The sequence below is a fragment of the Rickettsia sp. MAE-05 genome, assembly GCF_057319745.1.
The window spans coordinates 45,977-71,174 of record NZ_JBLTIO010000003.1; the positions used below are offsets into that span (position 1 = coordinate 45,977).

The following is a 25,198-nucleotide window of genomic DNA, read 5'->3' on the forward strand; positions in this document are numbered from 1 at the left end:
TTGACATATAGTAATATATAAGTATGATATGGAAACTAATTAATAATATGAATTAAGGAGGAGAGTATGAAAAATTAGAGCAACACTTTAAGAAACAGCGTAATGATACCGATACTCAAGTAAAGAAATATAAAAAAGATCTTGATGTAATTGGCATTAGATATGACCATAAATCTGCACATGTTGAAGTTCCAAATCATGCTACCGGCGGGTTTGAATATTTTAAATGGGATTGGATGACAAGCACTACGAGTAGTCATTCAGAAATAGTGCAAATATTTAAGGATGTAGTAAGAACTTTAAAGGAAGCTAAAAGTAACCCGGTTCAATATAATAGTTTAGTATCTAACTTGAATGCTAGTACCAAAAATGCACTTGATGTTAATATTAAGAAGCATAATATTACTGTACCGACACAACAAATCAGTCAAGAAGAATTAGTAGAAAAGGCTTTAGCAGAAGCAGAACGTGGCACTAAAGCAAATAATGTAACTGCTGAATTTAAAGATCACTTCTCAAAGTTAGATCCTGATGGTGTAGTAGAATTTATGCACCGTACTAAAGGTACAACGATTAATGTTGACGGATGTGTGGGTACTGCTCTTTTAGATAACGCACTGAATATCAAATATCCTACAATATGGAACGGTGTTTCAACACAAAAGTTTTTTATAGAAAATGGTATAACAAATCCATATGCCTCTTTTGATAGTAAAATAGAACCAAGTATGCAAAGCGAGGTGCAGGAAGAAGCGTATAACAGTGCTAATGCTTCAACTGCTGATCAGGGAGCTAGTTTTGAAGAAGAAGATTCTGATGATGATATAGAGGTTATATCACAATTACTAGAATCTAAAGTAACGCTTAATAATGGTACTACAATTGAAGTTAAGGCTATTCTAAAAGATCTATCTGATAAAGAGTTTGTAAATATGGTTTTAAAAAAAGTGACCCCTGATATTGCTGAACTGGTAGAAAAAGAAATAGTATTAAAGCTTGTATATGATGTACAAAAAGGTCTTATTACTAAAAGGGATGCAGGCAAGATAATTTATTCTTTTAATGATGATTTTGATTTATCAGATGGTTGGCTAGCAAATAATAATTTGAGTATTGATGAAATAAAAGCCAAAGAAGTAGAAATTACCGGTGGTGCTTCTTATTTAGAATAATTTTTTTCCTCTGTTATACCGTGGTTTATCCACGGTATCTAGAAAAAATAAAATAAAGACTAGATGCCGTGGTCAAGTCACGGCATGACATAGTAGGGTTTACTGATTCATATAACAGGATTCTCAAATACCTATCAATTATATTCATGATTCTTAAAAACTTATCTTTACTAATAATATTATTCTTTTCAATATCAGCTTTTTCTGCTGCTACTAACCTAAAAAATATTCCTATTACTGTTGTTGCTCCGGCAACAGGTGCTGATAATAAAACTTTATCGGATTTAAAAAATATTAATGGATTAAATTTACAAATTCCTTCTAAATGTTTTGCTAAAGGTAAGCTACCCTTTCTTGCAAGTAGCGATGAAGTAAGATTTAATTGCCTGCGGGATATATTATTTGATGAGTCTGATAATGTAGTATGGAGTTTACGAGGCGGTTACGGTTCTGCTAGAATAATTCCCGATTTACTAAAGCTACCAAAACCAAATAAAGAGAAATTCTTTATAGGATATAGCGATATAACGGCTTTACATCTTTTTCTATCACAAGAATGGGGATGGAAAACTATTCACGGCAGTAATATAGCTGATTTATTAAAACCTGATAAAGAACAAAGTAATTTTACCAAGCTTGCTGAAATATTAAAAGGTAAGGTAAAGCAGGTTACTATAGATAATTTGAGTCCGCTTAACGATATAGCAAAATCAAGTGATCTTGTTAACGGTAAACTAACAGGCGGTAACTTAACTATGGTGCAAACTAGTATAGGAACGAGTTGGCAAATAAAGACTAAAGGCAAAATTCTTTTTTTAGAAGATGTGAATGTAGCTCCTTTTAGATTAGATCGTGAGCTTTTACACTTAAAGCAAGCTGGGCTACTTGAGGATGTTAAGGCTATAATATTTGGTTCATTTGGTAAAGATCTTGACGCCACAATGTTAGTGCTTCGTAATTTTGCAGATAATTTAAATATTCCGGTATTTAAAACAAATAGATTCGGTCATGAAAAAATTAATGATCCGATTATTTATAATACGGATAGTAAGATTATTATGGGGAAGAATAAAGGATTTAAGTTAGTGATGGGGTTGTAAGTGCTATTGCGTCGTCATGAGCTATGCGACCGTAGGCACAGGGCTCGGTTTCACCACTGTCATCCCGTGATTTATTCACGGGATCCAGTTAAAAATATCAATATTATTGATATTTTAAGTTGTTTTCCTGGATACCGTGGTCAAGCCACGGTATGACAGAGATGCAAATAATCATTATATTTTGATAAATTCAAATCATAAGAAAAAGACTTATTTGTAACGTAATATTCAAGTAATTTTACGAGTCCTGCTTTATGTCTATTTAAAGTCTCGATGCTTAAAGCTATTTCTGTTGTTTGTATATAAGGTTCGGTACTGGTTATTTTCACATAGGCTATAGTGACTTCTTTATTTATACAGCTAGATTCAGAAAGCTTTAGACAAGATGAATTGACGACTGAGCCTGCGGAGCGTACAAAAGTACGTGAGCAAAGGCGAATGTCAGAAAATTCGCTTGTATCAAGCTTTCTGAACGACGCTGTAGTAAATCCGTTTTCTAGTAACATCAAACTTTCTATAATAAGTTGCGGAGAGAGTCCAAGCTCTATTTCTTTCTTAGTCGGAATAGTACCGGTTTTATAATCTAGTATAGTTATATGGTTTGATTTACTTATTTCAATTCGGTCAGCTATACCGATTATTTTTATATCTTGACCTGCAATATTTAGCCGTAATTCCCCTTTAGTCTCAAAATAGATTTCTTTGCAGTTTTTTCGGCGTTCTATATCAAATAAAATAAAAGCTTTGCTGAAAGCCGTGAGTTTTATTTGCCAAGTTTTTTTTGTGTAGTTTGGTAAAATAGTGCCATATAAAATATGATTGCCGATATTTATTAAAGCAGCTTGTTTATCAAGCAAATTTAAATTAATAAATTGTTTGTCGTAATTTTTAGAATACTCCTCTAAAACTTTATGAATAAAATTACCGAAATCCGATATTTTAGGCTCTTCCCATATATTATCTTTTTTACGTAGTCCAAGGATTTTCTTAGCATAAAACCCGTATGGGTTTCTTATTAATGTTTCTATGTCGGTTACTGATAAGATGCTTGGGAAAAAGTGGCTATGTGCTGTGGACTCGTCCCCTATGTCATCCTTCCTTATGTCATTCCAGCAACGGCGGGAATCCATGTCTAGGTGGATTCCTGCTTCCGCAGGAATGACATCCTGTAATTTCAAAAATAAAGTACTCGGCACTGACAACTTACCATCATATTTTTTAGCGTTTAGTATAATTACTTGTTTATTTTGTAGAAATAAATTGAAGTAATCTGAATATAGAGTAGAGGCGATTTCCTCGTAATCTATATTTAGTATCTGCAAAGCTTTCTTGCTAAGCCATGGGTGAGATTTAGCGGTAGGTGTCCAGTTTTCGCTATTAAAATGCGGTAATATAATTAAGTCGAATGTACATAATGCTAAATCTTCAGGTCGTCCTATAATAATACTAGCAGAGTCAGTATTTTTATAATATTTGATATTAGAGAGTAAAAAAGAAAAAATTTTAGGAAAATCCTTTTTATCCATTGAATTTATATATTTGCTATATGCAGTTAAATTTGTTAAAAACTCAACTAGTTCTGCTCCTCCTTCTTTTTCCCAAATAGTAGGTAAAAGTTTTTCAGCTATTTCTTTAGTTAAGGTCAGAATATCTAGTATATTATGCAGGTTATCGGTAAATAAAATATCTATTAAGTTACGGCAATATTCTATTGTATCCTCGTTATCAAATTGTAATTGTAATAAATATTTCGGTGAGGATATAAAGCGGTTTTTATTAGATAGTATCATCTCTAACTTTTGTACGGCAGAGCAGTTAATTAAAGGATTTTTAAGTAATAAAAATAGGAGTTTTAAATCAAAATTATTACATAATATTTTAATAATGGAAGTTAGTAATTCACCTATATTAGTAAGCCTTAAGTCATTACCTAGTAGATCTTCGTATCTGTCTAAAAAATTACAATATACTCTTTTAAGCTTATTATTATCCGTAACGATTGCTATTCGTTTATCTTTATTACGGCTACATATATAAGCTATTGCTACCGCCTCTTCATAAATGTCATTAGGTTCATAATAAGATATACCATCGCTAACCTGCTTGGAGGCTGGATTATAGTGAATTATGTAATTCTTTAATTCTTCTTCAAATCTTTTTAAAAAAATATTAGACTTGAACATTCCGGCGAGTATTATTTGCTTATTCCTATTCTTTATCCTTATTATTTCTTCTTGTAATAGCTTTAATTTATGGATTGCTTTGGTTTGTTTTTGAGTAAACGATATTTCTTCTTGCCATCTTAAAAAGCAATATTCTAGAAATTTATAAATCTTTTGCCAATAATTAGAATTGTTATAGACTTCAATTAATTTTATATCGATATTATTGATTATAAGATCATTAAACAATTTTCTTAGAATTTCTGCAGCTTTTAATGATTCATTTTTATTAAATTGTAAGTCTTTATATTCTGTAATTATTTTTGATATAATAAGAAGTTCTTCTATTTTAGATATATAATCCGAATCGGTTTTTTTTGAAATAAGAGAATTAAAAGGAATAATTATAGGTAATTTAATTTTATATTTATCGGTTAAAATTTTCTTTAATTCTAGGCATGAGAAATTATTAGGCAATATTATTTGAACTTCTGTACCTTTCTCTAATTTATCAATGATATACTCAGCAAAACTTTTCAAAAAAGAATAATCAGCAGTCATAAATAATGTTTTTTACGATAATATAGCAGATCCAAGGTCTGAAACAAATCTTATTTAAAACGATAATATAGTACAATAAATAATATTTGCTTATTAGTTTCTTATTAAGTATCTTAAAATATATTAATTTAAATTTTATAAATAAGGTATCATATGAAAATTTTTATTATATTATTTACTATTATAGTCTCTATAACATCACGAGCTTATGCTAATAATTTAAACTCACATATAGCTTATTGTGATAATATACAAGTAGAACAACAAGAAGATTTGATAATACAAAAATTGGTTAAACTATTTGCGGCTGAAATGAATTGTATTATTGGTGGCTGTTTACAACAATGGGATGTGCAAGATAATCGAGTAAAATATTCAATTGCTTGGCAAGAACAATGTGGACCTGTAATTTATGGTCAGTATCAACTGGGAGACAATGGTAGAGGTTCTATTTTCGTATGTGAACGCTCTAAAAATTCCGTATGTTGTTGGCCGCTTGGATATGAATATAATAAAGCGTTTGTAATATGTTCATCTAATTATGTTGAAAACTAATATTTACTTACTAACTTTTACGAGTTCTTTAAATAATTCTAAATCTACTCCATTATCGTTAAGATATTCAGGATGCCATTGAACGCCGATAACAAATTTATGTTTCGTTGATTCAATGGCTTCAATTATACCGTCTTCTGCTTTTGCAGATACGATAAGGTCATTACCAAGTTGTTTAGCAGCCTGGTGATGAGTTGAATTAACCATAGTTTGTGGCTGATTATTAGCTATTTTAGCAAGTTTAGTATTTGCTTCTATATTAATTGCATGCGAAACTATGTTTTTAGGCGAAGGTTGTGTATGATTAATTACAGTTTCAATATAATCAGGAATATGTTTAATAAGCGTGCCTTTAAAAATAACGTTTAATAGCTGCATACCTCGGCATATTCCTAAAATCGGAATATCTCTCTCTAATGCTTTCTTTAAAACTAATATCTCAAAATTATCACGTTCTTCATTAGAAATTACTACATCTTTGGCGTATTCCGGCTCATAAAATTTAGGATGTATGTCCTCATCACCGCCTGGAATTACAACACCGTCAACAAGTTCCATAAGCTGATTTATTGTATCAGTTTGATAAGGTAATAATAGAGGTACACCACCGGCGGCAATAATAGCATCGGTATAGTTTCTTCGCAAGGCGTACCATGGAAAAGCAGCGTAAGTATATTTTTCACAATTTTGAGCTAAATCAGGTGTAACACCTATTATCGGTTTCTTTTTCATTTTATTATCGTTTTATTATTTTTCTGTCAGCTATGTTGTTCATAAAAGTCCCGTCATTGCGAGCCAGCATTTATGCTGGCGTGGCAATCTCAGGAGTTTTTTAAATTATCTTATGAGATTGCCGCGTCGTTGCTAACGCAACTCCTCGCAATGACGACTTGGCATCCACACAGCAAAGCCACTATTACCCCTCAATATGCGGGGGTGTTTCAAAAGTATGGAATGGTGGTGGTGAGGTAAGTGTCCACTCTAATGTGTCTGCCCCTTCTCCCCAAGGATTGTTAGGACAATCTTTTCCGTATTTTAGTGTATAGAAAACGATAAATACAAAATAAAGAGCAGCAAACATAGAGATACCTGCTCCTATCGACGAAACCATATTCCAGCCGGCGAAAGCTTCAGGGTAGTCCGGTATTCTTCTTGGCATGCCCGCAAGCCCTAAAAAGTGCTGTGGGAAGAAAGTTAAATTAACCCCAATAAATGTAATCCAAAAATGAATTTTGCCTAAAATTTCCGGATATTGTTTACCGGATATTTTGCCGAACCAGTAATAAAATCCTGCAAATGCCGTAAATAAAGCACCGAGCGACATTGTATAATGGAAATGTGCCACAACATAATATGTATCATGCAGTACCCTATCAAGTGCTGAATTTGATAGGATTATGCCGGTTACGCCGCCAATCGTGAATAATATGATAAACCCTATTGAAAATAGCATAGGAGTCGGGAATGTAATCGAGCCACCCCACATAGTCGCTATCCAACTAAATATTTTAATGCCCGTCGGAACTGCTATAATCATTGTTCCGGCAGTGAAATATATAAGTGCATTATAAGAAAGACCAACAGTAAACATATGGTGAGCCCATACGATAAACCCGACGAATCCGATTATTACCATAGCTCCGACCATACCTTGATAACCGAATATAGGTTTGCGTGAAAAAGTCGAGATAACCTGACTTACTATACCAAAGCCTGGAAGTATTACGATATATACTTCAGGATGACCGAAAAACCAAAATAGATGCTGAAATAATACAGGATCACCGCCGCCGTCCGGTTTAAAGAAATTAGTTCCAAAGTTACGATCGGTAAGCAGCATAGTTATAGCTCCGCCAAGTACCGGCATGGCTAAGATTATAAGGAATGCAGTAACTAATATAGACCAAACAAATAATGGCATCTTGAAAAGCCCCATGCCCGGAGCTCTCATATTAAATATAGTAACGATTAAATTAATTGATCCAAGGATTGACGATAGACCGGTTAAATGTAAGCTGAAAATAGCCATATCAACGGCTGCTCCCGGGTGACCGCTCAAATTACTTAAAGGAGGGTAGAGCGTCCAGCCCGTTCCAGGACCGCCGTCAACAAAAGCAGAACCCATAAGTAGGATGAAAGCAGGAACTAACAGCCAAAAACTGATATTGTTAAGGCGTGGAAATGCCATATCGGGTGCCCCTATTAACAGAGGTACGAAATAGTTACCAAAACCACCGAACAAAGCCGGCATAATCATAAAGAATACCATAATAACCGCATGTGCGGTGATAAGCACGTTATATAGCTGGAAATCGTGATTTAAGAAAGTGCCGCCAGGCATTGCAAGCTCTAACCTAAAGAGAAGAGAAAATAACCCTCCGACAATTCCGGCAAAAACGGCAAATATGATATACATAATGCCGATATCTTTATGATTGGTAGAAAAAAGCCATCGCCTCCAGCCGTGCGGGGTATGGTGGTCATCGTGATAAATTTCGGTAGTAGTTATATCCATAATTATTATTTTGCCTGTTTTAATTTTTCGATATCTGCTCCAACAATTGCCGGAATATTCCGAGTGATTTTATCATAATCCCAGTCCCACCATTTAATTTCAAGTAATTGCTCAACTATCTCATCAGAAAATCTATAACGTACTATCTTTGCAGGGTTACCGACAACAATACTATATGGTGGTACATCTTTTGCTACTACTGAGCAAGCACCGATAATTGCTCCGTCACCTACATTAACTCCAGGTAAAATGGTAGAGTTAGTACCAAACCATACGTCATTTCCTATAATTGTGTCTCTTCTTTTGTCAGGTGAAGGCGTATAATTATTCCAATTTTCAAAAATAAAAAAAGGATAAGTAGAAAACCCGTCCATAGGATGATTCATATCATCGGTTATAAAACTAGTACCCATAGCAATAGCACAAAATTTCCCTATAATCAATTTAACAAAATAAGCTCCTCTAACATTTTCATATTCAAATTTCTCAGGATGATTAGCGTCATTGTAATAAGTGTAATATCCGACTATTATATTTGGATTATGGATAAAATGTTTTAAAAATATCGTTTCTTTTGCTTGTTTAGGAAAAAGATGTGGATAAGGATTATTGTGGTTGGTCATATCTGAAAATGCCCGTAAAATTTCTAAATAATAATTAGTTAGCCGCTAATTTTGGATTCTCGCCATTCATGGCCGTCTTGTTCTTGCTTGCAATCCAGTTATCAAAATCTTCTTTGCTTACTACTTCTATAGCAATCGGCATGAAGCCGTGATTGATGCCGCAAAGCTCCGAGCATTGCCCGTAATATACACCTTTCTTGGCAACTCTTGTCCATGTTTCATTAATTCTTCCAGGCACTGCATCTATTTTAAACCCAAGTGACGGAACGGCAAAACTATGTATTACGTCACCTGCGGTAATGAGAAACCTTACGGTAGCATTTTCAGGTATAACAATTCGATTATCAACGTCTAATAATCTTTTTTGGTCAGGTTTTAAATTCTCATCAGAGATCATTACGCTATCAAATTCTAAATTATCATGATCAGGATATATATAATGCCAATACCATTGATAACCTACTACTTTAATAGTTAAATCCGTTTCGGGTATTTTTTCGGCATGACGCAATATTCTAAAAGACGGCACTGCAATAATAACTAAAATTATAATAGGGATTACAGTCCAAATTATTTCTATTAAAACATTATGTGAAAATTTTGCCGGTACTGGATTATTTTTTGCATTAAATCTGATACATACAAAGCCAAGTAATCCGGCAACGAATAAAACAATAGCTGTTGAGATATAAAGCAGAAAATTATGAAAATGATGTAATTCCTCCATAATCGGACTTGCCGGCGGCTGGAACGTTACCTGCCAAGGTAACGGCTCGGAGGCAAAGCAAATATTGCTAAAAATCAATAAACTAATAAAAGTAATAGACATTTTCCCAAACTTCGCTTCTAGAGGTAATTTAGATGTCGAGCCTAGACTCGCATCTGCACAATTGCTTATGTATGCTGCGGTGCGAGGTGAAGTGTCTCCTTTAAATTCCTCTCTATAAGCTGGTTTAAAAAGATGTCTAATAATATTTTTCATAGCACATATAAAGTTATTTCTATATATAATATAAATGTATATACAGTTTTATTAAAGTAAAAATCGATAAATTTTTGTAAAAACTACATATTTTTAATAATATTTGAGCTAGAAAGTGTTCCTATATTAGGATGTTGCAGTAAGTCAATAACTTCTATTACTTTCGCATTTATTAATTTTGCTTGAATTTGTTTATTTATTAACTGAGGATCGTGCTTTGTTACAGCGATTACAGCAGGACAAATATTTTGTACTAATCGGGCGTAATCATTAAAATCTTTTAGTTTAGGTAATATAAGTACTTTATCAACAAATGTGAAAGAACTTAAAATTTTTGCTCGTTGTAATTGATTATGTGGTCATGCCTCTGTATAGTAAAAAGTCACCTTGAAATTCTCTAGTTTTTTCAGTAATGATTCTAATGTGCTATCACATCTTGTACCAAACGTATAAGCAACTACTTTTAACGAAATCTTATCCAAGGCATACCAAAGCCATCGTTGTCTGGATTTATTCTGTACATAAGACCATTGTTCATCTATCTCAGGAGCAATAATTACTTCTGTTGTACTGATAGAATGATTTATTGTTTTTAATACTAGATTTTTTAAAACACGGATAACTGTATTGATACCCACTTTTAATACTCTTACTGTATCTCTAACTCCAGAGCCGTTGATTGACATTTCTACTATTTGCTCCTTAACTCCAGGCTTAGATGCATTATTAATATACTCCAATTGAAAATATCGATTACACCGCTTGCATTGATATCTCTGTTGTTTTGAAATTGAATATCCTGACTTTATTACTTCTTCTGTGTTGTTACAATATCTACACTTAACATCTATTTTTGCCATAACTCGAGGCACGACCTGATTATGTATAGGTTGACGTTTTTTATATTTAATAATTGTTTCGTCAGGCTCTAAAGCGACTATTAAGTATTTACCTTGTTTTTTAGCTTTGCGTAGAAATTCTATATGACCGTAATGTAATAAATCAAAACAACCGCCTACTAGAACTATTTCACTATTTATAGGGCAGTTTTTATTTAAAGAAATATTCTCATAATATTCTATTTTGGGCGGTTTGACAGCATTATGGTTAGATGAGCAGGACATAAGATTTATAAAAATTAATAGAAATAGGAAAAGTCTAGGCATAATCTTTCTCTAAATAAGTTAATAAAAATTAACTTATATAAAAAATTTAATTTTAATCAATAAAAAACTAATAAAACAGAAATAAAACAAAATTTTATAATTTTCTATTGTAATTTGTTTATATATAGTTCATATTATTATTAGTAATGAAAAATTGATTCAAATAATCTTCAGAGCAATTTTAATGAATGATACCGCACTATCTTATGATTTTAATGACATATTACCATCATCTTTTATTAGTGCACGTCTCAGGAAAATTCTCACCTCTTCCTCCTTATTATTATTTATAGCATTAGTTGTTTTTGTCTCTTTTGCCGTTAATAATTATGTTAACGACACTTTATCCATAACTTTAGTACAACCTGATAGTAATGAAGAAGAAACAATTTCATTTAAAGAAGTAGTAGTAAAAAAAGGCGATACTATAAAGTCAATTTTGATAGAACAACATATCCCTAAAAATGAAATAGAAAAAATTGTAAGTTTAATAAAAGAGGGAAAATTATCTTCTGCTCTTAAAATAGGGCAGCAAATTACTTTTGAATATGAAACAAAAATTACCGAAAACGAAGATGAAGATTTAACTTCAGAGGTAACATTCTTAAATAAAATCGTTATAATTATCGATAAGCTAAAAACTATTGAAGTAATTAGAGAAGGTGATAATTTCAAAGTTGCAGAAATTATAGCGCCCTTAACTAAGAAAGTTGCTAAATCATCGGTAAGTATTGAATCAAATTTTATGTCAGCCCTTAAAAAACTGGGTTTATCGAATAATAGTATAATAGAGCTGATTAATGCTTATGCTTATCAAATCGATTTTCAGCGTCAAATAAAAAGCGGCGATACTGCAACCGTAATAACGGAAAAATACGTAACGGAAGACGGTAAATTTTCCCATCACGGTAAAATTTTATATGTTTCATTAAATCTTTCAGGAAAAGAATATAATATGTATCGTTATTCACATGATAATAAGGCAAATAATCAAAGTTTTTTCTCCGAAGACGGTAAGAGCGTAAAGAGAAGCTTACTTAAAACTCCGTTAAAGGTTATAAAAGTTTCTTCGCATTACGGTAATAGAAAGCATCCGATACTCGGTTATACTAAAATGCATAAGGGAGTTGACTTTGCAGCTCCAACCGGTACGCCTATATATTCCGCAGGAAACGGAGTTATAACGGAGATAGGTTGGAAGTCGGGTTATGGAAAATTTATTCAGGTAAAACATAGTGGTACGCTATCTACTGCTTATGCTCATGCTTCAAATTTTGCAAAAAATTTAAAAGTAGGAAGCATAGTAAAACAGGGGCAGGTTATAGCATATGTCGGGAGTACCGGCAGAGCTACAGGTCCACATTTGCATTATGAAGTTAAAATTGACGGCAAACATGTTAATCCTATGTCGGTTAAAACAACACCGGGTGTAGAATTAAACGGAAAAAATTTAGAGAAATTTAAACAATTTAAAAAAGAAATAAAAACTTTAAATGTTAAGCTTGATAAGGAATTGCAAGCTGATAAAGCAGCCACGGTTTCTTTGTAAAGAAATCGTCATTGCGAGGAGGTCTTGTTGCGTGGATGTCAAACCGTCATTGCGAGGAGCGAAGCGACGCGGCAATCTAGGAAAATAATAAAAAAATTCTGAGTTACAGAATTTTTTACTGGATTGCTTCGTCAATTGCTATGCAATTTCCTCGCAATGACGGATAAACAGGTCTACGCAACAATGCCTTGCGAGGAGCGAAGCATTGTTGCAATCTCGTGCCAAAGTCCTGAGATTGCTTCGTCGAATTACTTCGTAATTCTTCTCGCAATGACGATTTGCGTAACCAGTCCTATACATTTAATATTTCATAAACATCTATGTTCCTACTCCTAAAAAAACTATATATAACACTGGCTCGTAGTAGTCGTATAATAATAACATTAGTAATTATTGATCAGTTAAGTAAATGGTGGTTTATTGATAATTTAAGATGGAAGCCGGGCTTAATGCTTAAGGTTACTTCTTTCTTAAATATGGTTTATACTTGGAATTACGGTATTAGTTTTGGTCTAATGCGTGAATATTATCAATATAGCAATGCTATTTTTTTAATAACTAACACGCTTATTGTCTGTTATTTATATTATCTGATGATACGTTCAAAAACAATAGGGGGTTTTGCAGGTTATAGCTTTGTAATCGGCGGAGCTATTGGTAATCTAATTGATAGATTTTTTAGAGGAGCAGTTTTTGACTTCATCCATTTTCATTATCAGAATTATAGCTTCCCCGTATTTAATTTAGCTGATTGCTTTATTACAATAGGAGTAATTATCTTAATAGAAGATTATTATAGTACTAAAAAAGTTATTGAAGAAAAGGCTAAAGGGAATTATGATAATGCTCAAATTGAAGCTATGGCTGAAAAAATTCGTAATGTCGAACAAGGCAATGACGATAAAATATAATTTAAATTAAAGGTGTATTAAGTGAAAAAGATTTTTTTATTATTTACTGTTTTATTAATTACTTCTGCTTGTAGTAAAAAGTTAAAAGAAACTGTAGGTATATCAACAGCCGGACCTAATGAGTATCAAGTACAGCGTGCTAAAGCACTAGAAGTTCCTCCTCATTATTATTTGCCTGATCCCGGGAATAGTAAATCGACCTATAATAATATAAAAGGACAGGGTGAATTTAATGAAGGTGAACAAGCTTTAATGCAAGATATGAATTAAGAATTGTTATTTTAACGTCATTGCGAGGAGAGGCAAAGCCTCGACGTGGCAATCTCGAGAGTTTATATACTGTTTCATGAGATTGCCGTGCTCCTTTCAGTCGCTCGCAATGACGTTGTTCTTTCAAATTAACTCATGAATTCTCATACAAAACAAAAAATAGGTGTTTTTGGGCTTGGTAAAACCGGTATATCGGTTTATGAAGAGCTGCAAGGTAAATGTGACGTAATTGTTTATGATGATTTAAAAGCAAATAGAGATATATTTGAAGAATTATATACCAACAACTCAATTGCTGCTTTATCTGATTCAAGATGGCAAAATTTAGATAAAATTGTCTTAAGCCCTGGAATTCCTTTAACGCATAAGATAGTAGGTATTGCAAAAAATTTTAATATTCCAATCACTTCCGATATAGATTTATTATTTGAAAAATCAAAAAATTTAAACTTTATCGCCGTAACCGGTACAAACGGTAAAAGTACTACTACTTCTTTAATAAGCCATATCTTAAATAGTAACGGTTTAGACTATCCGGTTGCCGGTAATATTGGAGTTCCTGCTTTGCAAGCTAAAGCAAGTAAGGATGGATATATACTTGAATTGTCTTCTTTTCAGCTAGATCTAGTAAAAACCTTTACAGCTAAAATAGCAGTACTTCTTAATATCACTCCCGACCATCTAGATAGACATCAAGACATGACCGGTTATATTGCAGCAAAATCTAAGATTTTTGATCGAATGGATAAAGATAGTTATGCAGTAATTAATATTGATAATGATTATTGCCGTGAAATTTTTATGCTATTACAGCAAGAGCAGCGTATAAAGCTAATTCCTTTTTCTGTTACTAAAATCCTTAAAAATGGTATATCAATAGTTGATGATACAATAGACTTCTTGCATAACGAAGCTAATAAGGAGGAATTTGTAGGAGACACGGAACGCAGAACCGCAGCGTATATAGACATACGTGAGGATTCGAGTACCGGATCGACGCACAAATTACCCTTAGAAGCAAGTTATGCAAGAAGTCTAATTAACGATAATGATATAAGTTATAAATTACCGTGTAATAAAAATTTGCAAGGAACTCATAATTGCGAGAATATAGCTGCAAGCTATGCAGTAGCTAAAATAATAGGAGTAGAGGCTAAAAAAATACTTGAGTCTATAAGTAGTTTTCAAAGTTTACCTCATAGAATGCAATATATCGGTAGTATAAATAATATAAGTTTTTATAATGATAGTAAAGCAACAAATGCCATATCTGCCGTGCAATCAATTAAAGCACTAGATAATATTTACTGGCTTGCGGGAGGAATCCCTAAAGAGGGCGGTATTGAGGAAATAAAGCCTTATTTCAGTAAAATTAAGAAAGCTTATTTTTATGGTCAAGCTAAAGAAATATTTGCAAATACTGCTAAGAATATAGTAGATTTTGTAATATGTGATAATCTTGAGCAGGCTTTTGATCTTGCTTATAAGGATGCAGTAGGTGATAACGCGGAGATGAAAAATATCTTGTTAGCACCTAGTTGTAGCTCATATGATCAGTTTAAAAATTTTGAAGAGCGTGGCGAGTTGTTTATGAAGTTATCCAAACGTCATTGCAAGGAAATTATATAATAATTGACGAAGCAATCTCAGGAGTTTGTTATTATTTTCATGAGATTGCCACGCAGTCTACGACTGCTCGCAATGACGAAAAGGGCATATAATATGAATAACGAAATATCTAATAATTTTATAAAATTATGGTGGCGGAGTACCGATAGGCAAATAATAATTTCTTTAATTATCTTATTTGCTTTTAGTCTAATGCTTGTTACTACTTCCGGCTCAGCAGTAGCAAGTAGAATAGGGCTTGAAGAAAGTTATTTTGCATCTAGACAAATATTTTATTTAGCTGCCGCTTCAGGGCTTATATTATTATTTTCATGTCTTAATAAAAAATGGTTAAGGCGTTTTGCAATAGTTGGGTTTATTGCTAGTATAGTTTTATTAATAGCAGTTAAATTTTTTGGTTATGAAGTAAAAGGGGCAGTGCGATGGATTAATATTTTAGGTCTATCTATTCAGCCTTCGGAATTTATCAAACCGTTTTTTGCGGTTGTTACAGGCTGGATATTATCGCTAAAATTTAATGATGATTTTCCAAGTTTTACGATTTGTGTAATACTTTATTCTATTGTTGCTATTCTCTTAATTATTCAGCCGGATTTTGGAATGCTTGTAATGATTACGGCAGTTTTCGGTATTCAGCTGTTTATTGCGGGTATGCCGATATTTTGGATTGTTCTAGCCGGTTTTTTAGGAATGATAGGAGTAACTATCGCTTATTTTTGGTTACCACACGTTACGCAAAGAATTAATTCGTTTTTAGATCCCGATAGTAGTGAAAATTATCAAGTTAGTAAGTCTCTTAAGGCTTTTGAGCATGGGGGGTTATATGGACGAGGTCCAGGGGAGGGAGCAGTAAAGCAGGTACTACCCGATTCGCATACGGATTTTATTTTTGCCGTAGCAGGTGAGGAATTTGGTGCTATTATTTGCCTTATTGTTATAGGTATATTTGCTTTTATAGTATTAAGAAGTCTTATTAAGTTATTAAACGAAACAGATAAATTTGTACAATTCGCTGCTAGCGGTATAATTGCACAATTAGGGCTTCAGGCAATAATTAATATGGGTGTGACCTTGCATTTACTTCCTACTAAAGGTATGACATTACCGTTTATTAGTTACGGTGGTTCTTCAACGCTTGCAATAGCTATCGCTACCGGTATGCTTCTTGGCTTTACAAGACACAGAACCCCTTTAAATTCGTACAAAATTCGTAATATTGAAATATGAAAAAAATAATTTTAGTAGCAGGTGGTACGGGCGGGCATTTTTTTCCGGCTGTTGCTCTTGGAGAAGAATTAATCAAGCGTGGCTATGCAGTTCATTTTATTACTGATTTAAGATGCCAAAAATATATAAATCAGAATATGGGGTTAATTTTTCATATCTTAGATTTAAAACGCTCAGATAATATTTTTTTATTTTTACCAAACTTATCAATTGCGATCTTAAAAGCTATTAAATTATTATATAATATCAGGTCTTCAGCTATTATAGGATTTGGCGGTTATCCTGTTATAGCTCCAATGTTTGCGGCAATTTTTTTAAGAGTGCCGATTATAATTCATGAACAGAATTCTTACCTTGGAAAAGTTAATAAATTTTTTGCAAGCTTTGCTAAAAAGATAGCTATTTCTTATGAAGACGTAAAAAATTTACCGGAATTTGCAAAAAGTAAAATAGTAGTTACCGGAGGGATGATTAGGGAGGATATTAGAAATGTAATGTCACCCCGTGGCTTGTCCACGGGGTCCAGAAAATCCTTACTAAAAAGACTGGATTCCGTGGTCAAGCCACGGAATGACAAAGATAGTATTTTTACTATATTCATCTTTGGCGGTAGTCAAGGAGCTAAGCTATTTTCAGAGCTGATACCTGCAAGTATTCAAATTTTAATGCAAAAACAGCAAAATCTTAAATTAAATATAATCCAGCAAGCAGCATTAGATGATCAAGTAAAAATAAAAGATATATACTCGAAATTAAACATTAATTATGAATTTGCCGAATTCTTTGATAATATGGCATTAAAATATAAAGAAGCTGATTTAGTGATTTCAAGAGCAGGAGCATCTACTATAGAGGAATTGACCTATATAGGGTTGCCGGCAATTTTTATCCCACTGCCTAGTGCTGCGGATAATCATCAATATTACAATGCAAAATTGCTTGCAGATAAAAAAGCAGGATGGTGTTTAGAGCAGAATAGCATTTCTGCCGAGGAACTAGCAGATAAAATACTCGATTTGATAAATAGTCCTAAGATATTAGAGGATGCTTCACAAAATTTATTAAAAAGAAGAAAAGAAGGGCATAAGCTATTGAGTGATTTAATAGAAGAAGTGTATACTCGATGAACTTCAAAAATTGGCTACGTCGTTCTACAAGTTCTGCGGTGCTCACGTATTAAGTATACGCTCCGCTCCTCGCCTTGTGAACACCTTGCTCTTTTTGAAGTTGATCTTCGTATACCAATTCTTCATTTACTCAAAGTAGATAAAAAATACCTCAGAATAACAATAATTTAATTAAGCACACAGAAGTTCGGTTCTTTATCCTTGCAAGTTTAGCTATTATGTGGCATTAATCATAATAAAAGTTTTGGAATAATATAAATATATGTTAAAAAAAATTATAATATTATTTTTAGGAATGTTTTTACTTTCGGCTTGTACCGATAATTTTAGAAGCTATTTTCAAAGATCCGCAAATAATAGATTGGTTGATAGTAAAGGTGCTAAAGGCGGCAAAAGAAGACCTGTATATAATAATAAATATATTACTTTGGCTAAAAAGAATATAGTAGAAGATAATCTTGATGATGATAACGACGATGATGATGACTATGATAGCGATAGTCCTTTAAGAGGAGAAAGAATCGATCCTGTAAAGAGAAATCGTGATATGTATCTTAAGATGATTAAAAGAGATATAGCAAGGCAAAAAGCAGAATCCGGCTTCGTTGAATCCGATGATGATATGACTTTAAGTAGAGCAAATAAAAAGGTTAGAAAAGACGATAGCGATAAAGAAAAAAGGATGCAAGAGGAATTAAATCAGATAAAAGCAATGCTTAGAGAAACTAAGCGTGATATATCAAAATATACTTGTCCAAATGCTACGGTAAACCAAAATTATGCACCGCCCGTTACAAATTATGAACCTGTAAATTATCCACCGGCAAAAAATAGTAAGCCGTATAATAACAATTCTAAGGTAAAGCAAAAATTTATCCGTGAAGATGATGATAACGGTAGTAATGCTTGTTCGATATAATATATGTCATTCCTGCTTCCGCAGGAATAACATACTATGTAATATATTTATCACTATTTAATAGATTTATTGTTTTTCAAATAAGATTATTATTTATTAATAAAAATTAATATTTGAATATAGAAATATGTTAAATTTATTAATAGGTATATTATGAAAAGTAAACTCTCAGCAAGTACTGCTAGTCTTACCTCTATAAAAGGCCTTCAAAACCCTATTGTTACTGAAATAAAAGAATTAACAAAAAAATTATATTTTAAAGATCAAGAGCTTGAAAAAGCTTACGGGATGGCTTCAGATGATGTTTCCATTCAAGCAACAAGAGAACAGATATTATATGCTTTAAAAGCTGTAGAATCTGCAAAACAACATTTGACAGACAAGACACAAGAATTTTGTAATAAATTAAATGACTACGGCATTTGTGTTGCTTACTCATTTGCTAATTATAAAAGAAGCGGTAAGGATATATTAGAATTTGTATCACCTTATTTATTAAAAAACGCATCTGATATGGAATATATTAAAGCATATATTCCTGAAGCATATATAAAAGAAAGTAATAAGAATAATGCTATGGAATTGCTTGGTAAACGAGAGGTAAGAGACTATTTAGATCAAAAGTCTTCTGAGTTAGTAAGCAAATCGCCTGTACCGTCTACCCCTTCTACAACAGACACATTTAATTATGATAGTGATGAAATTACGGTTGCCGGAGAAGAGAAAACGACGCCGAATACTGAACAAGCTTGATAACGCTGTCATTCTGTGGTTTATTCACGGGGTCTAGTTAAAAATACTAATAATTTTAGTATTTTTAGCTGGATCCCGTGGTCGAGCCACGGTATGACACCGAACGGGTTTCTCGAGCCATACAACAATGTTAATCTTTCCAATTTAATTCCGGATAGCTTCTAATTTCAGCTTTGTAATTGCTATTTTTTAACCATCTCTTAGCTGCTTCTAAATATAAAAAAATTATCGGTGTAATATAAAGAGTAAGTAATTGTGATATGAGTAAGCCGCCAACTACGGCAAGTCCTAACGATCTTCTCTCTGCTCCCGTTGCTCCGACTCCAAGGGCAATAGGCATAGCTCCCATTAGAGCAGCTAAGGTAGTCATCATAATCGGTCTGAACCTTATTATACATGCTTCGTAGATTGCTTCATGCGAGGATTTATGGCCTGTTCTCTCAAGTTCTAAGGCAAAATCGATAATCATAATAGCATTTTTCTTAACGATACCGATTAGCATTATAAGCCCGACAAATCCGTACATATCAAGCTCGCTATTAAATATTAGCAATGTAAGTAATGCTCCAAATATAGCCGTAGGTAGTCCTGAAAGTATGGTTATCGGGTGTACGAAGCTTTCATATAACATGCCAAGGATAATGTAAATGACTATAACGGCAAGCCCAAGCAATAAACCAAGATCGGAAAAAGACGACTGAAATGCTTAAGCCGTTCCTTGGAAGCTTTCCGTAATCGTAGCCGGCATTTGTAGGTCTTTTATCGCTTGATTAACTTTTGGAACGGCATCACTAATTGAATATCCGTCTTGCAGGTTAAACGATACCGTAACCGAAGGTAATTGCCCGAAATGTGAAATACTAAGAGAACCAACATTATTAACGATTTTAGCAAGCGTCGTTAACGGTACTAAATTGCCGTTTGCAGAGTTAATATTGACTAAAGATAACATTGATGAATCTGTTTGATATTTAGGGTCTAGCTCTAAAATAACGTCATATTGAGCTGTTGGGGTATATAATGTTGAAATCTGCTCAGCACCGTAAGCCGCATATAAGATATTCTGTATTTGCTCGACTGATATACCGAGTTTTGCAGCCTTATATCTATCAATCTGCACTAAGGTTTGTGGCTGTGCTATTTGTAAGTCCGAAGTTACGTCAATAAAGCCCGGCAGTCGTGCGAGTTTGTCCTTTAATTTCGGTGTAAAGCTAAATAGCTCATCTTGATCGAGTCCTTGCATAGTATATTGATACTGGCTTTTGGTTGCCTGTCCGCCAATCGTAATGGTCGGTACGTTCTGGATATATACCCTTAAACCTACTAAATGATTTAGTTTTGAGCGTAGCTGGTCAATTACCTCGTCTGCCCCAATTCGTTGATTTCTTGGTTTTAAGCTAATAAAGATTGTACCCTGATTGACGGCAGAATTTCTACCTGAAACACCGACTGCCGAAAAGAATGAATCTATATTAGGATTTTTAAGTAATACATCGCTTACTTGCTGTTGTTCTTTGACCATCGCATCAAAAGAAATAGTTTGAGCGGCTTCAGTAAAAACTAAGATTTGTCCCGTATCGGAATCAGGCATAAAGCCTTTACAGACTTTCCCGAATAAATAAGCCGTTGCGATAATAACTAAGAGAAATATAAGCATAGTAGGGTCATGCCTCCATATTGCAGTTACGCCTATTAAAAAGCTATACGTTCAATAAGAGTACCAATAACCTTATCATGAATATCCAATGACTTGGAAAAGCAGATTGTCTTACGTGCAAGCCTCTTGCATCTCGTTCTAAGGTTCAAGTTACTTCGTTCTATCCGTTGAGTGTATTTTTTACTGATAATATGCTTTTTAGGGTCTAATAACCTAGCATAACTCCCCCATCCATCTGTATAGTAAAAAGTCACCTTGAAATTCTCTAGTTTTTTCAGTAATGATTCTAATGTGCTATCACATCTTGTACCAAACGTATAAGCAACTACTTTTAACGAAATCTTATCCAAGGCATACCAAAGCCATCGTTGTCTGGATTTATTCTGTACATAAGACCATTGTTCATCTATCTCAGGAGCAATAATTACTTCTGTTGTACTGATAGAATGATTTATTGTTTTTAATACTAGATTTTTTTAAAACACGGATAACTGTATTGATACCCGCTTTTAATACTCTTACTGTATCTCTAACTCCAGAGCCGTTGATTGACATTTCTACTATTTGCTCCTTAACTCCAGGCTTAGATGCATTATTAATATACTCCAATTGAAAATATCGATTACACCGCTTGCATTGATATCTCTGTTGTTTTGAAATTGAATATCCTGACTTTATTACTTCTTCTGTGTTGTTACAATATCTACACTTAACATCTATTTTTGCCATAACTCCTTAACTATAATTCTCTCTTATTACTGTTTGAGGATTATAGACTATTTACTCTAAACTGCAATACGGAGGCACGACCAAATAAATTAACATTACTTAATTTTAATTATGAATCTTTAAACTATTATGTCAATATAGACTATTGTTTTTTCAACTAACTATTTTTGTAACTGCGTAATAATGTTGCTACAGCATATTTTAAAAAGCTTCAGATAAGATGAATTTAAAGGTGAGGCTGCACCACAGCGTATAAAAAATACGTGAGCACGGGCGAATCCTGCAAAATTCGCTTATATCAAGCTTTCTAAAATATGCTGTAACTTTTTAGAAACAACCTTAATATCATAATTTTGTTTGAGGGTAAGGTGAGCGTTTTTAGAAAATTCTTCTGCTTTTAAAGGATTGTCTATTAGATAGGTAATTTTTTCTGCTAAATCTTCTATCGAGCCGGCTTTACAAATAAGCCCGTCTTGTAGGTGGGTTAGAATTTCTGCAGGTCCTTCGGTATCCGTACTAATAATAGGTACACTTGCTTCCATTGCCTCAAGTATTATAATACCAAACGGTTCATGTAGTGATGGAAGACAAAAAATATCAATTTGTTTAAAAAATTTATCTTTATCGTTAACCCATCCTGTAAATGATATTTGATCTTGTAAATTAAATTTATGTACTAAAGCAATTAAATTATCAATTTCCTCACCGCTTCCGCCTATAACTGCTTGAACATCATATTTTTTTTCTTTTAAAATTTTTATAGCTTTAATAAAAACATCAACACCTTTCTTAGCTACAAATCTTGCTAGTACACCGATTACTACAGGTTTTCGATATGTTTTATTTGGAACAAAATCTTGGCTAATATTTAGCATGTTCGGTAGAATAGATACCTTAGACTCGATAAAGTTATTTTTTAGTAAAAATTCTTTCATATGGTTTGTTAGAGCAATAACAAAATCACATTTACGTAGTCCTTTTAGGCTATAATTATGAGCGATACCGATTAATTTTATATTTTGTGATTTAGCAAATTTACTAAAATTTATTGCTCTATTACCGTGTGCTATAATTATATCAGGTTTAATTTTGTAGATTATATATTTAAGAATAAGTACCGATAACGGATCAATCGGTACTATATTAGGTAGTTTAAAACTTGTTTTACGTAAAAAAGAATTTATTTTTGCTTTATAAGAAGTGATATTTATAACCTCAATTTTTTGCATTTCAAAAGCTGCGTTATAATCTAAAAATGCTTGTTGAATTCCGCCAAGATCACGACTTAGCATAATATTGAGTACTTTCATTTCTATTTTTTATATATCGTCACTTCATTATAGCAAATTCCAAGAAATTTGCTATAATACAATTTCCTAATATATAAAACATTATGATTAGTAAAATTAATTTTGTAAAAATGCATGGTCTCGGTAATGATTTTGTTGTTGTTAACAAACGAGATTTATCAAATTCATATGATTTATCGCAGCTAGCAAAAAATATGGCTGATCGTCATATAGGCATCGGTTGCGATCAGTTTATTATTTATGAAGAGCATGATGATTTTTATGAGATGATTATCTATAACATAGATGGCTCTAGTGCTAAATTATGCGGTAATGCTACGAGGTGTTTAGCCAAGTTAATTTACCTTGATACGGGAAAGAAAGATATTACTGTAATGGTAGGCAATAAAAAATTGCTATGTAATGTGGAGAATGAAAATAATATTAGCGTTAATGTAGGAAAGGTTAGTTTTAATGAAGCTTGGATGCCAAGCCGTGATAAAATTTGGGAACTCGCAGAGCGTTATATGATTGATTTAAAGGAAACTATTTGCGTTGATATAGGTAATCCGCATTTAGTTATTTTTAGTAAGTTAGAACCTCAAGATCAAAAAATCGTCGGTGAAAAATTACAGGCTAAGGAATTATTCGCAGATGGGGTAAACGTTAATTTTGCTGAAGTAAAAGATAATAAAATCTATTTATCTGTTTGGGAGCGAGGGGCAGGATTAACTCTTGCTTGCGGAAGCGGGGCTTGCGGTAGTTTTGCTGCCGGTTTAAAGCTTGGTTTTATCCATTCACCGAGTATGGTAGTATTTAAGCATGGCAGCCTTACTATGAAAGAAGAAAACGGTAATATAATAATGCAAGGAGCAGCTACGCTTGTAGCACGTGGGGAATATTATTGTGAGCAATAATTTAAGACAAGAAGTAGTAACATTCGGCTGTAGACTTAATATTTACGAAAGTGAGATAATACGAAAAAACTTGGAATTATCGGGTATCGATAATGTGGCAATATTCAATACTTGTGCAGTAACTAAAGCAGCTGAGAAACAAGCAAGACAAGCTATCCGCAAGGCTAAAAAAAATAATCCTGATTTAAAAATTATCGTTACCGGTTGTAGCGCTCAAACAAGTCCACAAATGTACGGTAATATGCCGGAAGTTGATAAGGTTATAGGTAATGAAGAGAAGTTATTGCCTAGCTATTACCAAATTACGGATGAAAAAATAGCAGTTAACGATATAATGTCGGTGAAAGAGACGGCAGGTCATTTAGTAAGTAGCTTTGACGGTAAATCTCGTGCTTTTATTCAGGTACAAAACGGTTGTGATCATTTTTGTACTTTCTGTATTATCCCTTACGGTAGAGGTAAAAGTAGATCAGTACCGATAGGAGCTATAGCAGAGCAGGTAAAACATTTAGTACTAAACGGCTTTAAAGAAGTAGTTTTTACCGGTGTTGACGTTACGGCTTACGGTTCAGATTTACCCGGAAGTCCAACATTTGCACAAATGATTAAACGAGTTTTAAATTTAGTACCTGAACTAAAAAGGCTTCGTTTATCTTCAATAGATGTTGCAGAAATAGATGATGAACTTTTTGAGCTTATAGCTTATAGTGAGAGGATAATGCCGCATTTTCATATTAGCTTGCAAGCAGGCGATGATATGATATTAAAACGTATGAAAAGACGGCATAATAGAGCAAACGTAATAGAGTTTTGTCGAAAGCTACGAGCAATAAGACCGGAAGTATCGTTTGGTGCGGATATTATAGCTGGTTTCCCGACTGAAACTCCTGAAATGTTTGAAAATACCAGGAAACTAATTACAGAAGCGGAGCTGCAATATCTGCATGTTTTTCCTTATTCGGAAAGAGAAGGAACGCCTGCAGCACGTATGCCGCAAGTACCGAAAGCTGTAAGGAAAGAAAGAGCCGAAATTCTAAGACAAGAGGGGCAGAATCAGCTATCTGAGTTCTTTAAGAAGCATATAGGTCAGAAAGTAGAGTTATTGGTAGAGAATAATAATATCGCCCATACCGAAAATTTTATTCCAGTAAAGCTAGACAAACCTTTAGAAATAGGGCAGATATTTAAAGCGAAGTTGGTGGGAATAGAGGGGAATAATATGAAGTGTATGTTGATTTAACCACCTCGTCATTGCGAGGAGCCGTAGGCGACGTGGCAATCTCATGAAATAATACTAATTTCTGAGATTGCCGCATCGATCAAAAAACGTCCTCTGTGTCATCCCGTGGCTTGTCCACGGGATCCAGCATAAAGCGAGATAAATC

19 protein-coding genes and 6 pseudogenes are annotated in these 25,198 nt (G+C 33.3%); 14 read left to right on the forward strand and 11 right to left on the reverse strand.

All coding sequences use genetic code 11. From position 1 onward, the window contains the following. Positions 1-68 precede the first annotated feature (68 nt). Both ACNFN7_RS06295 and ACNFN7_RS06300 read left to right on the forward strand, forming a co-directional pair. Positions 69-788, forward strand: a pseudogene (locus ACNFN7_RS06295) (hypothetical protein); the annotation flags it as partial. 530 nt (positions 789-1,318) lie between these two features. Beyond that, a complete protein-coding gene (locus ACNFN7_RS06300) occupies positions 1,319-2,272 on the forward strand; it encodes an LD-carboxypeptidase (RefSeq protein ID WP_485441293.1) in 954 nt (317 codons plus the stop codon). A 140-nt stretch (positions 2,273-2,412) separates the two neighbouring features. On the opposite strand, the gene ACNFN7_RS06305 is transcribed toward ACNFN7_RS06300, so the two are convergent. Beyond that, complete coding sequence (locus ACNFN7_RS06305) at positions 2,413-4,995, reverse strand: PD-(D/E)XK nuclease family protein (protein ID WP_485441294.1); 2,583 nt, start codon at positions 4,993-4,995, stop codon at positions 2,413-2,415. Positions 4,996-5,148: 153 nt separating this feature from the next. Between ACNFN7_RS06305 and ACNFN7_RS06310 the strand changes: the two genes are divergently transcribed. Further along, positions 5,149-5,550 carry a hypothetical protein gene (locus ACNFN7_RS06310; RefSeq protein ID WP_485441295.1) on the forward strand — a complete coding sequence of 134 codons (402 nt, stop codon included), beginning with the start codon at positions 5,149-5,151 and terminating at the stop codon, positions 5,548-5,550. A gap of 3 nt (positions 5,551-5,553) precedes the next feature. On the opposite strand, the gene ACNFN7_RS06315 is transcribed toward ACNFN7_RS06310, so the two are convergent. The 7 genes and pseudogenes from ACNFN7_RS06315 to ACNFN7_RS06345 all read right to left on the reverse strand — a co-directional run. Further along, the gene (locus tag ACNFN7_RS06315) at positions 5,554-6,282 is read right to left on the reverse strand and encodes a gamma-glutamyl-gamma-aminobutyrate hydrolase family protein (RefSeq protein WP_485441296.1); all 729 of its coding nucleotides are present in this window, start codon (positions 6,280-6,282) and stop codon (positions 5,554-5,556) included. A gap of 184 nt (positions 6,283-6,466) precedes the next feature. Continuing rightward, positions 6,467-8,065, reverse strand: coding sequence for a cytochrome c oxidase subunit I (gene ctaD / locus ACNFN7_RS06320; protein ID WP_485441297.1), 1,599 nt, complete (start codon positions 8,063-8,065; stop codon positions 6,467-6,469). A gap of 5 nt (positions 8,066-8,070) precedes the next feature. Further along, the gene (locus ACNFN7_RS06325; protein WP_485441298.1) at positions 8,071-8,688 is read right to left on the reverse strand and encodes a CatB-related O-acetyltransferase; all 618 of its coding nucleotides are present in this window, start codon (positions 8,686-8,688) and stop codon (positions 8,071-8,073) included. 34 nt (positions 8,689-8,722) lie between these two features. Then, complete coding sequence (gene coxB, locus ACNFN7_RS06330) at positions 8,723-9,670, reverse strand: cytochrome c oxidase subunit II (RefSeq protein ID WP_485441299.1); 948 nt, start codon at positions 9,668-9,670, stop codon at positions 8,723-8,725. An 83-nt stretch (positions 9,671-9,753) separates the two neighbouring features. Next, positions 9,754-10,026 (reverse strand): annotated as a pseudogene (locus ACNFN7_RS06335) (adenylyltransferase/cytidyltransferase family protein); the annotation flags it as partial. Between the two features lie 3 nt (positions 10,027-10,029). Continuing rightward, complete coding sequence (locus ACNFN7_RS06340) at positions 10,030-10,530, reverse strand: IS1 family transposase (protein WP_485441389.1); 501 nt, start codon at positions 10,528-10,530, stop codon at positions 10,030-10,032. A 12-nt stretch (positions 10,531-10,542) separates the two neighbouring features. Further along, a pseudogene (locus ACNFN7_RS06345) lies at positions 10,543-10,794 on the reverse strand (adenylyltransferase/cytidyltransferase family protein); the annotation flags it as partial. 226 nt (positions 10,795-11,020) lie between these two features. Here ACNFN7_RS06345 and ACNFN7_RS06350 point away from each other — a divergent pair. The 8 genes from ACNFN7_RS06350 to ACNFN7_RS06385 all read left to right on the forward strand — a co-directional run bounded on the left by ACNFN7_RS06350 (position 11,021) and on the right by ACNFN7_RS06385 (position 19,221). Further along, the gene (locus tag ACNFN7_RS06350; protein ID WP_485441300.1) at positions 11,021-12,385 is read left to right on the forward strand and encodes a peptidoglycan DD-metalloendopeptidase family protein; all 1,365 of its coding nucleotides are present in this window, start codon (positions 11,021-11,023) and stop codon (positions 12,383-12,385) included. A gap of 320 nt (positions 12,386-12,705) precedes the next feature. After that, positions 12,706-13,296 (forward strand): signal peptidase II, encoded by a 591-nt coding sequence (lspA, locus tag ACNFN7_RS06355; RefSeq protein ID WP_485441301.1) that lies wholly within the window; start codon positions 12,706-12,708, stop codon positions 13,294-13,296. Between the two features lie 21 nt (positions 13,297-13,317). After that, entirely contained in the window at positions 13,318-13,566 is a 249-nt protein-coding gene (locus ACNFN7_RS06360; RefSeq protein ID WP_485441302.1) for a DUF3035 domain-containing protein, read from the forward strand. 135 nt (positions 13,567-13,701) lie between these two features. Further along, the gene (murD, locus tag ACNFN7_RS06365) at positions 13,702-15,195 is read left to right on the forward strand and encodes a UDP-N-acetylmuramoyl-L-alanine--D-glutamate ligase (RefSeq protein WP_485441303.1); all 1,494 of its coding nucleotides are present in this window, start codon (positions 13,702-13,704) and stop codon (positions 15,193-15,195) included. Positions 15,196-15,288: 93 nt separating this feature from the next. After that, the gene (ftsW, locus tag ACNFN7_RS06370) at positions 15,289-16,422 is read left to right on the forward strand and encodes a putative lipid II flippase FtsW (RefSeq protein WP_039594980.1); all 1,134 of its coding nucleotides are present in this window, start codon (positions 15,289-15,291) and stop codon (positions 16,420-16,422) included. After that, positions 16,419-17,549, forward strand: coding sequence for an undecaprenyldiphospho-muramoylpentapeptide beta-N-acetylglucosaminyltransferase (gene murG / locus ACNFN7_RS06375; protein ID WP_485441304.1), 1,131 nt, complete (start codon positions 16,419-16,421; stop codon positions 17,547-17,549). The genes ftsW and murG overlap by 4 nt, the downstream gene beginning before the upstream one ends. Positions 17,550-17,811: 262 nt before the next feature. Next, positions 17,812-18,468 (forward strand): hypothetical protein, encoded by a 657-nt coding sequence (locus ACNFN7_RS06380; RefSeq protein WP_485441305.1) that lies wholly within the window; start codon positions 17,812-17,814, stop codon positions 18,466-18,468. A 153-nt stretch (positions 18,469-18,621) separates the two neighbouring features. Continuing rightward, positions 18,622-19,221, forward strand: a complete 600-nt coding sequence (locus tag ACNFN7_RS06385; protein ID WP_485441397.1) for a hypothetical protein — start codon at positions 18,622-18,624, stop codon at positions 19,219-19,221. A 130-nt stretch (positions 19,222-19,351) separates the two neighbouring features. Here the strand turns inward: ACNFN7_RS06385 and ACNFN7_RS06390 are convergent. Together ACNFN7_RS06390 and ACNFN7_RS06395 are read right to left on the reverse strand one after the other, a co-directional pair. Beyond that, positions 19,352-20,878, reverse strand: a pseudogene (locus ACNFN7_RS06390) (efflux RND transporter permease subunit). Between the two features lie 35 nt (positions 20,879-20,913). Further along, positions 20,914-21,607, reverse strand: a pseudogene (locus ACNFN7_RS06395) (IS1 family transposase). A gap of 183 nt (positions 21,608-21,790) precedes the next feature. On the opposite strand from ACNFN7_RS06395, the pseudogene ACNFN7_RS06400 reads away from it, so the two are divergent. After that, positions 21,791-21,929: pseudogene (locus ACNFN7_RS06400) on the forward strand (palindromic element RPE3 domain-containing protein); the annotation flags it as partial. On the opposite strand, the gene ACNFN7_RS06405 reads toward ACNFN7_RS06400, so the two are convergent. Continuing rightward, positions 21,901-22,917 (reverse strand): glycosyltransferase family 4 protein, encoded by a 1,017-nt coding sequence (locus ACNFN7_RS06405; RefSeq protein WP_485441306.1) that lies wholly within the window; start codon positions 22,915-22,917, stop codon positions 21,901-21,903. The pseudogene ACNFN7_RS06400 and the gene ACNFN7_RS06405 sit on opposite strands and share 29 nt — an antisense overlap. Before the next feature lie 83 nt (positions 22,918-23,000). Here ACNFN7_RS06405 and dapF point away from each other — a divergent pair, with 83 nt between their 5' ends. Both dapF and mtaB read left to right on the forward strand, forming a co-directional pair. Beyond that, positions 23,001-23,813 carry a diaminopimelate epimerase gene (gene dapF / locus ACNFN7_RS06410; RefSeq protein WP_485441307.1) on the forward strand — a complete coding sequence of 271 codons (813 nt, stop codon included), beginning with the start codon at positions 23,001-23,003 and terminating at the stop codon, positions 23,811-23,813. Continuing rightward, a complete protein-coding gene (gene mtaB, locus ACNFN7_RS06415; protein ID WP_485441308.1) occupies positions 23,788-25,053 on the forward strand; it encodes a tRNA (N(6)-L-threonylcarbamoyladenosine(37)-C(2))-methylthiotransferase MtaB in 1,266 nt (421 codons plus the stop codon). Before dapF ends, mtaB begins: the two co-directional genes overlap by 26 nt. The last annotated feature ends 145 nt before the right edge of the window (positions 25,054-25,198 follow it).